At 57.6% G+C, this 12,191-nt stretch carries 10 protein-coding genes; 3 read left to right on the top strand and 7 right to left on the bottom strand.

Annotation, left to right across the window (positions count from 1 at the left end):
- Positions 1 to 9: 9 nt before the first annotated feature.
- Positions 10 to 303: a helix-turn-helix domain-containing protein gene (locus ACSZO1_RS19665; protein WP_437615660.1), complete on the bottom strand. Its 294-nt coding sequence runs from the start codon at positions 301 to 303 to the stop codon at positions 10 to 12.
- Between the two features lie 513 nt (positions 304 to 816).
- Here ACSZO1_RS19665 and ACSZO1_RS19670 point away from each other — a divergent pair.
- The gene (locus tag ACSZO1_RS19670; RefSeq protein ID WP_437615662.1) at positions 817 to 3,207 is read left to right on the top strand and encodes a membrane-bound PQQ-dependent dehydrogenase, glucose/quinate/shikimate family; all 2,391 of its coding nucleotides are present in this window, start codon (positions 817 to 819) and stop codon (positions 3,205 to 3,207) included.
- A gap of 35 nt (positions 3,208 to 3,242) precedes the next feature.
- Here the strand turns inward: ACSZO1_RS19670 and guaD are convergent, their stop codons facing one another.
- Together guaD and hpxO are read right to left on the bottom strand one after the other, a co-directional pair.
- Positions 3,243 to 4,553, bottom strand: coding sequence for a guanine deaminase (gene guaD / locus ACSZO1_RS19675; protein ID WP_437615664.1), 1,311 nt, complete (start codon positions 4,551 to 4,553; stop codon positions 3,243 to 3,245).
- Positions 4,554 to 4,597: 44 nt separating this feature from the next.
- Positions 4,598 to 5,752, bottom strand: coding sequence for an FAD-dependent urate hydroxylase HpxO (hpxO, locus tag ACSZO1_RS19680; protein ID WP_437615666.1), 1,155 nt, complete (start codon positions 5,750 to 5,752; stop codon positions 4,598 to 4,600).
- Between the two features lie 297 nt (positions 5,753 to 6,049).
- On the opposite strand from hpxO, the gene uraD reads away from it, so the two are divergent.
- Together uraD and uraH are read left to right on the top strand one after the other, a co-directional pair.
- Positions 6,050 to 6,550, top strand: coding sequence for a 2-oxo-4-hydroxy-4-carboxy-5-ureidoimidazoline decarboxylase (gene uraD / locus ACSZO1_RS19685; protein ID WP_437615668.1), 501 nt, complete (start codon positions 6,050 to 6,052; stop codon positions 6,548 to 6,550).
- Complete coding sequence (gene uraH / locus ACSZO1_RS19690; RefSeq protein ID WP_437615670.1) at positions 6,547 to 6,882, top strand: hydroxyisourate hydrolase; 336 nt, start codon at positions 6,547 to 6,549, stop codon at positions 6,880 to 6,882. Before uraD ends, uraH begins: the two co-directional genes overlap by 4 nt.
- Before the next feature lie 13 nt (positions 6,883 to 6,895).
- Here the strand turns inward: uraH and xdhC are convergent, their stop codons facing one another.
- The 4 genes from xdhC to ACSZO1_RS19710 all read right to left on the bottom strand — a co-directional run bounded on the left by xdhC (position 6,896) and on the right by ACSZO1_RS19710 (position 12,133).
- Positions 6,896 to 7,708, bottom strand: coding sequence for a xanthine dehydrogenase accessory protein XdhC (xdhC, locus tag ACSZO1_RS19695; protein ID WP_437615672.1), 813 nt, complete (start codon positions 7,706 to 7,708; stop codon positions 6,896 to 6,898).
- Positions 7,695 to 10,061 carry a xanthine dehydrogenase molybdopterin binding subunit gene (gene xdhB / locus ACSZO1_RS19700; RefSeq protein WP_437615674.1) on the bottom strand — a complete coding sequence of 789 codons (2,367 nt, stop codon included), beginning with the start codon at positions 10,059 to 10,061 and terminating at the stop codon, positions 7,695 to 7,697. The genes xdhC and xdhB overlap by 14 nt, the downstream gene beginning before the upstream one ends.
- Positions 10,051 to 11,493: a xanthine dehydrogenase small subunit gene (gene xdhA / locus ACSZO1_RS19705; RefSeq protein WP_437615676.1), complete on the bottom strand. Its 1,443-nt coding sequence runs from the start codon at positions 11,491 to 11,493 to the stop codon at positions 10,051 to 10,053. The genes xdhB and xdhA overlap by 11 nt, the downstream gene beginning before the upstream one ends.
- A 430-nt stretch (positions 11,494 to 11,923) precedes the next feature.
- Positions 11,924 to 12,133, bottom strand: a complete 210-nt coding sequence (locus ACSZO1_RS19710; protein WP_437615678.1) for a PEP-utilizing enzyme — start codon at positions 12,131 to 12,133, stop codon at positions 11,924 to 11,926.
- Positions 12,134 to 12,191: the final 58 nt, after the last annotated feature.

The raw sequence follows: 12,191 nt of genomic DNA on the forward strand, positions 1-12,191 counted from the left end.
CAGGATAGCTTATCGGTAGCTAACCGTCCCTCCATCCACATGACCAAGCGTTGCACTTATTATCTGAATTCGCGCCTGACTCACCAGCCGGCTAAAGCGTTCAGGCGTATGCATAATCACATCAAATTGCAGGGTTCTTCCTGCCGCCAGACTGGAGCGTTCCTGGGTTTCAAGATCCTGCAGCGCCTGCGTAATACGGCGCAGCGTGCGGGCATGCACCGCGCCGCGATTGTGCAGTGCGCGATCCACCGTCGCTTTGCTGACACCTGCCTGTACCGCGATTTGCTTAATGGTAAATTTCATTTTGAGGTTTTTTTGAGGTGTTTGCCGTCTTTTGTTAGGCAAATGTACATGATATGGTGGTTTATGGATGTTAAATAATTTTTTATAAAATAATAATATCTCATTAAGCTGTCGCTATTCTGAGCAATAAATAGTCACCGCGGTAAACTTTATATCTATTTGGGACAGGGAATCATCATGCCATATCACTTATCAATATCTCTCCCCTGTTAACGTAAATCTACTGCGTTGCGGTTATACCCCTGTAATTATCAGGGTCAACGCTGTGATGCAGAAATAATATCGCCGGGAAACAGATTCGGTTTCTCCCGCAATAACGCTGCATCGCTGACGCGGCGGATAAATTGTTTTTTTCGCACAATAGCTGACTGCCAGCTATTGAGGACTCGCTTTGTCTTTTTATGGAGGAATAAGCCGCATCATACTCACCAGTAAATTATTCACTATCACCACTGATCACCTGTTTATTGACAGGCGGTAGAGGCATGGATTCCATTTGGGAAACGATTCATCATGAAAAGTAGTATTAATGTTGTTGCTATTATTCTGGGAGTGATATTTATCCTCCTCGGACTGGCGCTGGCGGGAGGAGGTATTTATCTCATCACGCTGGGCGGTTCCTGGTTTTATCTGCCAGCAGGTCTGGCGATGGCAGGCAGTGGCGTTGGCCTGCTGAAGAAAAAACCCTGGACCCTGGCGCTCGCCTGGGCGCTGTTGATCGTCAGTCTGATCTGGGCGTTTGCTGAAGTCGGCAGCGATTTCTGGCAGCTGGTGCCACGTACCATCACCTTCCTGGTGATCGCGCTGGTGGCCACTCTGTTCTCCCCCACCTTCACCAAAGCCAATGGTGCTGCACCGTTGTCCTGCAAAGTGTCCGGCGGACTCTCTGCGGCGCTGGTGGTTGCACTGGTGGCGATCTTTGCCGGCATGTTCCGTGTTCACCCGGAAGTGGAAGCCAGCAATGACGCGCCGAAAGTGATCGACCAGGGCGCGGAAGAGAACAGCGGCGATGACTGGACCGCCTGGGGACGCAATACCCTTGGCCAGCGTTTTGCTCAGTTCAGCCAGGTCAACACCGGCAATGTGAAAGATCTGAAGGTGGCATGGACCTACCGTACCGGCGATCTGGCGATTGATGGTGCTGAATACCAGACCACACCACTGAAAGTGGGCGACACCATGTATATGTGTACGCCGCTGAATAAAGTGATTGCGCTGGATCCGATTAGCGGCAAAGAGAAGTGGCGTTTTGACCCGCAAATCAAACAAACCGAATCCAACAAAAGCTGGAAACGCTGCCGTGGCGTCAGCTACAGCGACCTGACCTCCCTGCCGCAGGAACAGACGGATGCCGCCGCTCCGCCTGCTGCTACCTGTCGCAAACGTATTATCAGCACCACCGTGGATGCGCGTCTGTTTGCTCTGGACGCAGAAACCGGCAAGCTGTGTGACGATTTTGGCGACCACGGTTTTGTTAATCTGCTGAATGGCCTCGGCCCTTCTGCGGAGAAAGACGGTTCTTACTACCTCACCTCCGCACCGCTGGTGGCAGATGGCGTGATCATGATCGGCGGTAAGCTGAATGATAACCTGACCGTGGGTGAAGCGTCTGGCGTGGTGCGTGGCTTTGATGTGCGCAGCGGTAAACTGCTGTGGGCGTGGGATGCTTCACGCGGCGCGAAAGACAGCTCGCCACTGCCGGAAGGTGAAACCTATGCCATTGAAACGCCGAACTTCTGGGGAACCGCTGCGTACGATCCTAAACTCGGCCTGGCTTACTTCCCGACCGGTAATCAGACGCCAGACTTCTGGACCGGCAACCGTCATCCGTATTCTGATGAGTACAACGACTCGATTGTCGCGGTGGAACTGAAAACCGGTAAAGAGCGCTGGCATTTCCGCACCGCCAATGTCGATCAGTTTGACTATGACGTCTCTTCGCAACCGATTCTGTACGATTTACCCGGCAAAGATGGCACCACCACCCCCGTGGTGATCCAGCTGACCAAACGCGGACAGATCTTTGTCCTCGACCGACGTACCGGCAAACCGGTGGTGCCCGTTGAGTATCGCAATGTGGCAACCGATGCGATGCCGGGTATGAACGTGGCAAAAACTCAGCCTTACTCGGCGATCTCCGTCGGCACCACCGCGTTTAAAGAGAGCGATATGTGGGGCGCGTCGATCTTCGACCAGCTGTACTGCCGTATTCAGTTTAAAGAGATGCGCTGGGAAGGTGAATTCACACCGCTGTCTGATAAGCAGAGAACGCTGATCTACCCTGGCTACTACGGTGGCTTTAACTGGGGTGGCGGCGCGCTGGATATGTCCACCGGCACGCTGATCGTTAACGACATTCGTATGGCGCAATGGGGCCGCTTCATTAGGCAGGACGAGGCGATTCGCTCTGGTCTGAAGCCGAGCACCGAAGGTGAATACTCGACACAGACAGGCACACCGTGGGGTGTGGAACGTTCCATGTTTGTCTCACCACTGGGCGTGCCGTGCTTTAAACCGCCGTTTGGTTCGATGACCGCTATCGACCTGACTACCGGTAAAACCCGCTGGCAGGTGCCGGTCGGCAGTATCCAGGATGCACCGGTAGGTGGTGTGGTGCCGGGTGTGCATATCCCACTGGGTATGCCAACCATGGGTGGCCCGCTGGTGACCAAAGGCGGTCTGACCTTCTTCCACGGTTCACTGGATTACTATGTGCGTGCCTTCGAAAACAGCACCGGTAAGGAGCTGTGGCGTGGCCGTCTGCCTGTGGGGGGGCAGGGTGCACCAATGACCTATATGGGCAAAGATGGTAAGCAGTACATTGTGGTGGTGGCGGGTGGCGCCACCCGTACCGGCACGAATGATAACCGTGGCGACTATGTGATCGCTTACGCGTTACCGTAAGTTCGCTCCTTCCCCCGCTTGCGGGGGAAGGAATATCAGGCCCCTTCCCACCGCCACGCGCACTGCCCATTCACCCATGTCTGCGCAATATTGCGGTCATCCCCCAACGTCATCAGTACAAATAACCGTTCCCAGATATCTTTGCTGTTCGCGCTGCGCAGTTGCTGCAACGGCGAAACCGCCGGGTCAATCACGACAAAATCCGCCTCTTTGCCCGCCGCAAAATTGCCAATTACCGCATCAAGATCCAGCGCCCGCGCACCGCCTAACGTGGCATGGTAAAACGCTTCACAGGCGCTCAGTTTGTACTGTTGCAGCTGCGCCACTTTGTACGCCTCGCCCAGGGTTTGCAGCATATTAAAGGTGGTGCCTGCACCAACATCCGTACCCAGTCCAATCTTCACGCCCTGCTGCCAGCTGCGTGACAGATTAAACAGACCGCTGCCGAGAAACAGGTTTGAGGTGGGACAAAAAGCGATCGCCGAATCGGTGTCGTGCAGGCACTGCCATTCCTCCTCTTCCAGATGAATGCAGTGGGCGAATACGCTGCGCCGCCCGGTCAGCTGATGATGGTGGTACACATCCAGATAACCGCGACGCTCAGGGAACAGTGCTTTCACCCAGGCGACCTCATCCTGGTTTTCACTGAGATGGGTGTGCAGCCAGACATCGGGAAACTCCTCACGCAATGCCTGTACCGCCGCCAGCAGTTCCGCCGATGAGGTGGGCGCAAAGCGCGGTGTCAGGGCATAACTGAGACGCCCGCGCCCATGCCAGCGCTGAATCAGCTCCCGCGTCTGGCGATAACTCTCGGCAGCCGACTCAATCAGATAGTCCGGCGCGTTGCGATCCATCATTACTTTGCCGGCAATCAGTCGCATCTGACGCTGTTCGGCCGCACTGAACAGCGCGTCGACCGATTGCGGATGCACCGTGCCAAACACCAGCGCAGTGGTGGTGCCATTCGATAACAGCTGTTGCAGGAAAAAGTCCGACATGCTGGCGGCATAGTCAGCACAATGGTACTGACTCTCCACCGGGAAGGTATAGGTATTCAGCCACTCCAGCAGCTGTTCGCCAAACGCACCGATCATCTCAGTCTGCGGATAGTGAATATGACTGTCGACAAAACCCGGGACGATCAGCCTGCCGCGCAGATCGATCAGCTCTGACGACTGGCGATGATGCCCCTCCTGCCAGGCCTCCAGACTGACAATTTTCCCGTCATGCAGCGTCAGCACGCCATCGTCGAGATAGCGCGCCTGCGCCGCGATCGCCTGCGGTGTCTCTGCAGGCGCCAGAAAGTCAAAAAAGCTGGCGCGAATGCGCATCGTCGGTTTGCTCATACGGCTCCTGTGATATCACGGATACAGATAACAGCTGACAGGTTTCACCCCAGCGGCCCGGCCAGAATGGTGTCGCACAGACCGGCCATAATGCGTTCGCCGTTTTCGTGACGCAGTTCCTGATACCACGCCTGGGTCTGCGCCATATCTTTGCCGTGCGTCAGGTCGCAGCGCTTACGCGCTTTCAGCACCAGGTCACGCACCCGATCGCAGCGCTGTGCCTGATAATCCAGCAGCGCAGCTTCAATCTGCACGCCGTGGGCAAACGCGGCACCCAGCACCACCGCATCTTCCATTGCCGCACAACCACCCTGGCCGATATCAGGCGTGGTGCTGTGCGCGGCATCGCCCAGCAATGCCACCCGACCGCGCACCAGCTGGCTGAACGGCTCAATATCGTGGATCTCAATACGGTTGGTGGTTTGCGGATCGAGCACCGCAATCAGATGCTGCACCTGCGGTGTCCAGCCGCGGAAGTAGCGTGTCAGATCATCGCGCAGCGTGGTGCGATCTTCCGTCAGCCCTTGCGGCAACGGCACATCGAAAAAGAAGTAGAAGCGATCCTTCGCCACCGGCATCAGCGACACACGTTTGCCTTCGCCGACAAAGGTGGTCCACTGATTCGCCGGAGCCAGCGCGTCGTCCGTCGCCACCAGGCCGTTCCAGTTCACATAACCTGAGTAGAGTCGTTCCGGCGTATACCCCAGCACATAAGGCCGGATCGCAGAGTGGGTGCCATCTGCGGCGATCAGGAAGTCGCCGTGCGCGCAGCTGCCATCGCTGAACCAGGCGGTCACGCCGTCTGCCTGCTCTTCAATACGCACCACCCGTTTGGCGAACTGCACCGACTCCCGCCCCCAGAAATCGAGCATCTGTCCCTGCAATTCCGCCCGGGCAATGGGATAAGGCCGTTCGCCGACACGTTCCACCAGCGGCGCGAGACTGAACTGTGTCAGCGTCTGCCCCTGGCGGTAGTCCTGATACGCCATGTAGTGCATCGGGCCGCCAAAGTTGCGCATAATGTCGCCCATGCCGAGATGGTTCATGCACTTGACGCCATTAGGCCAGACCGAGATCGCCGCTCCAACCGGCCTGATCTCCGCTACGGCTTCAAAAACTTCACAGTCGATGCCCGCTTTTTTTAACGCCACCGCCGCGCATAACCCGCCAATGCCCGCACCAATTACTAACGCTTTCATCGCACTCTCCTGTGATGAGCCATAACCACTATTCAGCAATTTTCATACCAGCCCGCAGACGGGTCCGATCAGCGCTGCGGCGGTATAAGGGTCTTTTTATGCACAATAATGATGCACTGACAGCCGACAGCAGGGCCTGTACTGCACCATTCGTTTCCGATACACCACTTTTCGGTTCTAACGTTTCACCACCACCGCACTGCCTCACGCCATGCCGCCGCTGGCATGCTATATGCATTACTGGACTGACAATGCACACCTGCTAACGTACTGACAGAAAAGCAAACAGGAGCAGCGATGGTGACACTGAATGACTTCAACCAGCTTGAACCGACAGCAGCGCTGACGCTGCTGCATCCCTGCGTCGCGCTGCCTGCGTGGAGCAATGCGCTGGTGCAGGGACGGCCTTACCCGAATCGCCACGCCTTGTTGCTGGCCGCCAGTGATGCCGCCAGCCACTGGCAACCCGCCGATTTAAACCAGGCGCTCAGCGCACATCCGCGTATCGGCGAAAAGCCTGCTGCCAGCAGCGCGGAAAATGCCCTGTCACGCCAGGAGCAGGCGGCCGTGAACGATCGCGACGCGGCACTGGCTCAGGCACTGCGCGACGGTAACGCCCGCTATGAAGCCCGCTTTGGCCGTGTATTCCTGATCCGCGCCAAAGGACGCAGTGGTGGCGAAATACTGCAGGCGCTGGAGCAACGGTTAAGCAATAGCGACGAACAGGAAACCCTGGAAGCACTGAACCAGTTACGTGAAATCACCCTGTTACGACTGCAAGGAGTTATCAGCGAATGAGCACCCTCAGCACCCATATTCTCGATACCGCCCACGGGCAACCGGCCGCTGGCGTGACGGTACTGCTGGAGCAGCACCGTGATGCTGGCTGGCACACACTGACAGAGGCGGTCACCAATCAGGATGGCCGCATCCCGGATCTGACGCCCGACGCGCTGCCTGCGGGCCGCTACCGGCTGACCGCCGCCATTGGCGACTGGTTCCACGCCGCTGGGCGCGAATCGCTGTATGTCAGCGCGCAGATCGATTTTCTTGTCAGCCCGACAGGCGGCCACTATCACCTGCCGTTCCTGATCTCCCCCTGGTCGTGGTCAACCTACCGCGGCAGTTAAGCCGCCGCCACGCTTAGCCCGCCTGCGACAACTGTGGCGGGCAGGCAGCCTGCGCGGCCTGCTGCTGATAAACACTGATAATCTCCCCTGCCACCGCGATGGCGATTTCGGCAGGGAGTTTGCCCGTCACCTCCGGCAAGCCCATCGGGCAGCGCAGGCGGCTGAGCACCTCGCGGTTCACACCTTTACCCTCCAGCCGGTAGCGGAAACGCTGCGCCTTGGTTTGTGAACCAATCACCCCGGCATAACGAAAATCACCGCGTTTCAGGATCGCTTCGCACAGCGCCAGATCGAGCGGATGGTGATGGGTCATCACGATAAAGTAACTGCCCGGTGCAGCGCTGGCGACGCAGTCCAGCGGGTCTTCCGGCTGCAATGCGGTGACACCTGGCGGGACCCGGGCAAACTGCCCATCGCGGCTGTCAATCCAGTGGATATGGCACGGCAGGGTCGTCAGCAGACTGACCAGCGCCTGGCCGACATGTCCGGCGCCAAAGACATGCACCGCGGGCTGCTGCTGCATCAGCGGTTCGAACAGAATACGCGTCATCCCGCCACAGCACTGGCCAAGACGCGCACCAAGGGAGAAGTCTTCGCAGTGCGGTGACTGCGTACCGGCGCTTAACATCTCACGCGCCTGGCGGATACACTGAAACTCCAGGTGCCCGCCGCCGATGGTGAGAAAACTGTCGTCCGCCGTCACCACCATTTTGCTGCCGCTGTCGCGCGGCACTGAGCCTCGCTCACTGAGCACTGTGACCAGTACACAGCTCTGACGCTGCTCACGCAGGCGGTGCAGCACCGTAATCCAGTCATGATAAGACATCGGTGACCTCCGTCAGACGCTGTACGCCCCAGAACACCCGCTCCGGCGTGGCGGGGGCATCCAGCTGTGGATGAAGACGATAGTCCGCCACGCTGGCGACGGCATCCTGCAGTGCGCACAACGCAGCAATACCCAGCATAAATGGCGGTTCGCCGACGGCTTTCGAGTGGAATACCGTGTCCTGTGCATTCTTACGGTTCTCCAGCAGGCTGACGCGCAGGTCCGCGGGCACATCGGTGATGGCAGGGATTTTGTAACTGGCAGGGCTGTCAGTCATCAGCCTGCCTTGCTCATTCCACACCAGCTCTTCGCAGGTCAGCCAGCCGACACCCTGCACAAAGCCGCCCTCGACCTGGCCGATATCAATCGCCGGATTCAGCGATGCACCGACGTCATGCAAAATATCCGCACGCAGCAGACGGTATTCGCCGGTCAGCGTATCGATCACTACTTCGCAGCAGGCAGCACCATAAGCAAAGTAGTAAAACGGGTTGCCGCGCCCGGCCTGCCGATCATAATGAATGCCCGGCACGCGGTAATAACCGGTTGCGGACAGCGGCACCTGGTTCAGCCAGCCCAGCTGCGCGACTTCAGCGAAGCTGTAATGTTTATTGCCCGCACGTACGATGCCATTACGGAACTCCACTGCACTCGCTTCGCACTGATGCAGCTGACAGAGCATCGTCGTCAGCCGGTCACGCAAAATCTCCGCCGCGTTTTGCGCCGCTTTACCGTTAAGATCACTGCCGCTCGACGCGGCGGTAGGTGAGGTATTCGGCACCTTGCCGGTATCTGTGGCGGTAATCTGAATCTTATCGACATCAATCTGCAGCACCTCGGCGACAATCTGCGCCACCTTGGTGTTCAGCCCCTGCCCCATTTCCGTACCGCCGTGATTGAGCTGTACCGTGCCGTCGGTGTAAATCAGGATCAGCGCCCCGGCCTGGTTGAGAAAACTGGAGGTAAAGGAGATACCAAATTTCACCGGCGTCAGCGCCAGCCCGCGTTTCAGGTACGGGCTGCGGGCGTTAAACTGGCGAATCGCCGCGCGCCGCGCATGATAGTCGCTGCTGGCTTCCAGCTGTGCGGTGATCTCCGGCAGCAGGTTATCGTCCACCTGCTGGTGGTAATGGGTAACGTTGCGTTCCGTTTTGCCGTAATAGTTACGTTTGCGCAGTTCCAGCGGATCGAGCCCGGTTTCGCGGGCGATGTGATCCATTATCTGCTCAATCGCCACCATGCCCTGTGGCCCGCCAAAACCGCGATAGGCAGTGTTAGAGGCGATATTGGTGCGGCAGCGATAACCGGTAATCGTGGCATCGCCGAGGTAGTAAGCGTTATCAGCGTGGAACATGGCGCGATCGACGATCGAACCACTGAGATCCAGCGAATAGCCGCAGTTGCCCGCCAGATCGATTTTCACCCCGCAAAAACGTCCGTCGTCGTCAAAGCCGACATCGTAGCGCACGAAAAACGGGTGACGCTTGCCGGTCATGCGCATATCGTCACGCCGCGCCAGACGCATTTTCACCGGCCTTCCGCTCTGACGTGCCGCCACCGCGCATAAACAGGCTACGCCTGCCGCCTGCGTCTCTTTGCCACCAAAGCCGCCGCCCATGCGCCGCATATCAATGGTGACTTTGTTCATCGACAATCCCATCACCTGCGCCACCAGCTTCTGCACTTCTGTCGGGTTCTGCGTTGATGAAAACACCTGCAGGCTCTGGTCTTCACCGGGGATCACCAGTGCAATCTGGGTTTCGAGGTAGAAATGTTCCTGACCGCCAATATGGAATTGCCCCTGAATACGATGCGGCGCACGCGCCAGTGCCGCGTCGGCATCCCCGCGCTGATGCACATGCGGTTCCTGCACATAGCTGCCGCACGCCAGCGCCTGCTCCACATCGAGCATCGGTGTTAACACCTCATAGTGAATGACGGCCGCTTCTGCGCCGAGACGCGCCGCTTCCGGCGTCGCCGCCGCAACCACCAGGATCACCTGGCCGACATACTCCACTTTCTCCTGCGCCAGCAGCGGATCGCCCGCTTCCAGCGGACCCACATCGTTGACGCCCGGCACATCCTGCCAGCTGAGTACGCTGACCACGCCGGCAATCGCGTAACAGGGCTGCAGGTCTATGGAAACAATGCGCGCATGAGCATGCTCGCTGAGCCGCGGGCAGAGATGCAGCGTGCCCGGCAGTTCCGGTTTGTCGTCAATATACAGCGCCTCTCCGGCAACATGCTTCGCGGCGCTTTCGTGTTTATTGCTGCGGCCCACACCACTTTGCAGGGGGGTGGCGAACTGCGCAGCAATCGCTTCATCGCTCAGAACCGGTGGTTTATGAGACATAGCGCGTCACCTCCGTGATAGCCAGTTCGCCGTGATGGCGCAGGGTATAGCGGCGCAGCAGGTTGCCCGCCACACGGAGACGATAGGCGGCGCTGGCGCGGAAATCGCTTAGCGGCTGAAAATCCTGCGCCAGCGCGCGGCAGGCCTGTTCGACGCTAGCCATATTCAGCGGCTGGCCGATCAGCGCCGCTTCACAGGCATAAGCACGTTGCGGTGTCGCCGCCAGCCCGCCAAACGCTATCAGCGCCTGCGTCACCCGGCCATCGGTCAGTTGCAGGTTGAACGCGCCGAAGACGGCAGAGATATCATCATCGAGCCGCTTCGACACTTTCCAGGCCGCGAAATCGGCGGATACGCTGTTTTTCGGGATCAGAATGCTGTGAATAAATTCGCCCGCGTCCAGCCGCGTCTGGCGATAGCCGGTAAAAAACTGATCGAGCGGCAGTTCACGCTGTTGTGTACCACGCTGTAAACGCAGGGTCGCATTCAGCGCCAGTAAGGTGGGTGAGGCATCGCCAATCGGCGAAGCATTGGCAATATTGCCGCCGAGCGTGCCCTGATAGCGGATTTGCTGCGAGGCAAAGCGCTGCAGCATCTCGCTGAATGCCGGGATGCGCGGCGCAAGAAACTGGCCGCAACTGTCGAGGGACGCCGCTGCGCCTATCTCAAAATGCGTTGCGCTTTCGCTGCACTGCTTCAGTTCTGCGACAGACGCCAGCGCGATAAGCTGCGGCAACGCCTGATACTGCTGCGTAATCGCCAGTGTCAGATCGGTGCCGCCCGCCACCAGCTTAGCCTGCGGATATTGCTGATAAAGCTGCGCCAGCTGCGCGACGGTTTTTGGCATCAGGCAGCGATTCACGCCGTCCGTTAACTCCTCCGTCTCCGCGCTCTGCAACGCGTCCAGCCGCTGTACGATGCTGGCTTCCTGCTGGTCAAAGCGGTCGGCTGAAGGCTGAGCACAGAGCTGTTCCGCCGCCGCGACAATCGGACGATAGCCGGTACAACGGCACAGGTTGCCTGCCAGCGCCTGCTCAATCTGATGGCGATCTTTGTCACCCTGCTGCTTCTGCAGGCAGAACAGCGACATAACAAAACCGGGTGTACAGAAGCCGCACTGCGAAGCATGACAGTCGACCATCGCCTGCTGTGCCGGATGCAACTCCGTACCCTGTCGCAGATCGTCCACGGTGATCAGCTGTTTACCCTGTAACGCGCTGACCAGCGTCAGGCAGCTGTTCACCGTTTCATATTTTATTCGCCCTGCGTCCACCCGCCCCAGTGTCACCGTACAGGCACCACAGTCACCGGATGCGCATCCCTCTTTGCTGCCGGTTCGCTGACGATGACGGCGCAGGTAATTCAGTACGGTGAGGTTGGGATCCAGATGCGCCTCTTGCACAAGGGTGTTATTTAGCAGGAATTGAATCATGTGATCACCTTTTCCAGCGTCGTGCCATGCCAGCAGCAACCCCTGCGGTGATATCCGCGTTAAGCGTTAATATTCAGTACATTGAAATACGTTAATGAAGACAATGTGCTGAATTAAAGATCGCGCCGGGTTTGCTGTTAATTGCATCAACACGTGCAGTGGGTCGTTAATTAACAATGTTCGTCAGTTAACGATTACCTGCAAGCCGCATGCCAGAAAAAGGAAAATAATCGGCACACATTAAATTCAATTGATAAAAATTTATTTTTTCCAGGCAAACGAATGCGCAAACGGTTGCTAAAAATAACAATCGTCCGTCGCAGAAAATATCAATTTATCAACTATCACTGCATCACAGGTATTTTGCTCTTACGCACTAATTTTGTGCACGATGCCCGCGGAATGAATCTCCGGAAATAGCATTCCGCTATTACGGCTCGATGCGAGCCAACGCAATGTCACCGGAATCCATCCTCAGTCGCACTGGCTCACCGTCCTGCCATTGCTGTGTGCGCTGCCCGGCGGTATCGATGAACATCGCTATGCCGAGTGCGCGCGCCAGTATGGCAGCATGCGAGTCAGCGCCAATGGCCGTGAAAAAGAGGCCTTTAACCCAGTCGTTATTTAAGGAAGGTGCGATTTAATCGTCAATTATGAGAACATAACCCTTTCTTTGACATAGACTTTTCACGATGCCC

This window comes from Erwinia sp. V71 (assembly GCF_965644245.1).
Lineage (GTDB): Bacteria > Pseudomonadota > Gammaproteobacteria > Enterobacterales > Enterobacteriaceae > Erwinia.

Coding starts and splice junctions, on each gene's coding strand:
- ACSZO1_RS19665 (WP_437615660.1), bottom strand. CDS start 303: ATGAAATTTACCATTAAGCAAATCGCGGTACAGGCAGGTGTCAGCAAA.
- ACSZO1_RS19670 (WP_437615662.1), top strand. CDS start 817: ATGAAAAGTAGTATTAATGTTGTTGCTATTATTCTGGGAGTGATATTT.
- guaD (WP_437615664.1), bottom strand. CDS start 4,553: ATGAGCAAACCGACGATGCGCATTCGCGCCAGCTTTTTTGACTTTCTG.
- hpxO (WP_437615666.1), bottom strand. CDS start 5,752: ATGAAAGCGTTAGTAATTGGTGCGGGCATTGGCGGGTTATGCGCGGCG.
- uraD (WP_437615668.1), top strand. CDS start 6,050: ATGGTGACACTGAATGACTTCAACCAGCTTGAACCGACAGCAGCGCTG.
- uraH (WP_437615670.1), top strand. CDS start 6,547: ATGAGCACCCTCAGCACCCATATTCTCGATACCGCCCACGGGCAACCG.
- xdhC (WP_437615672.1), bottom strand. CDS start 7,708: ATGTCTTATCATGACTGGATTACGGTGCTGCACCGCCTGCGTGAGCAG.
- xdhB (WP_437615674.1), bottom strand. CDS start 10,061: ATGTCTCATAAACCACCGGTTCTGAGCGATGAAGCGATTGCTGCGCAG.
- xdhA (WP_437615676.1), bottom strand. CDS start 11,493: ATGATTCAATTCCTGCTAAATAACACCCTTGTGCAAGAGGCGCATCTG.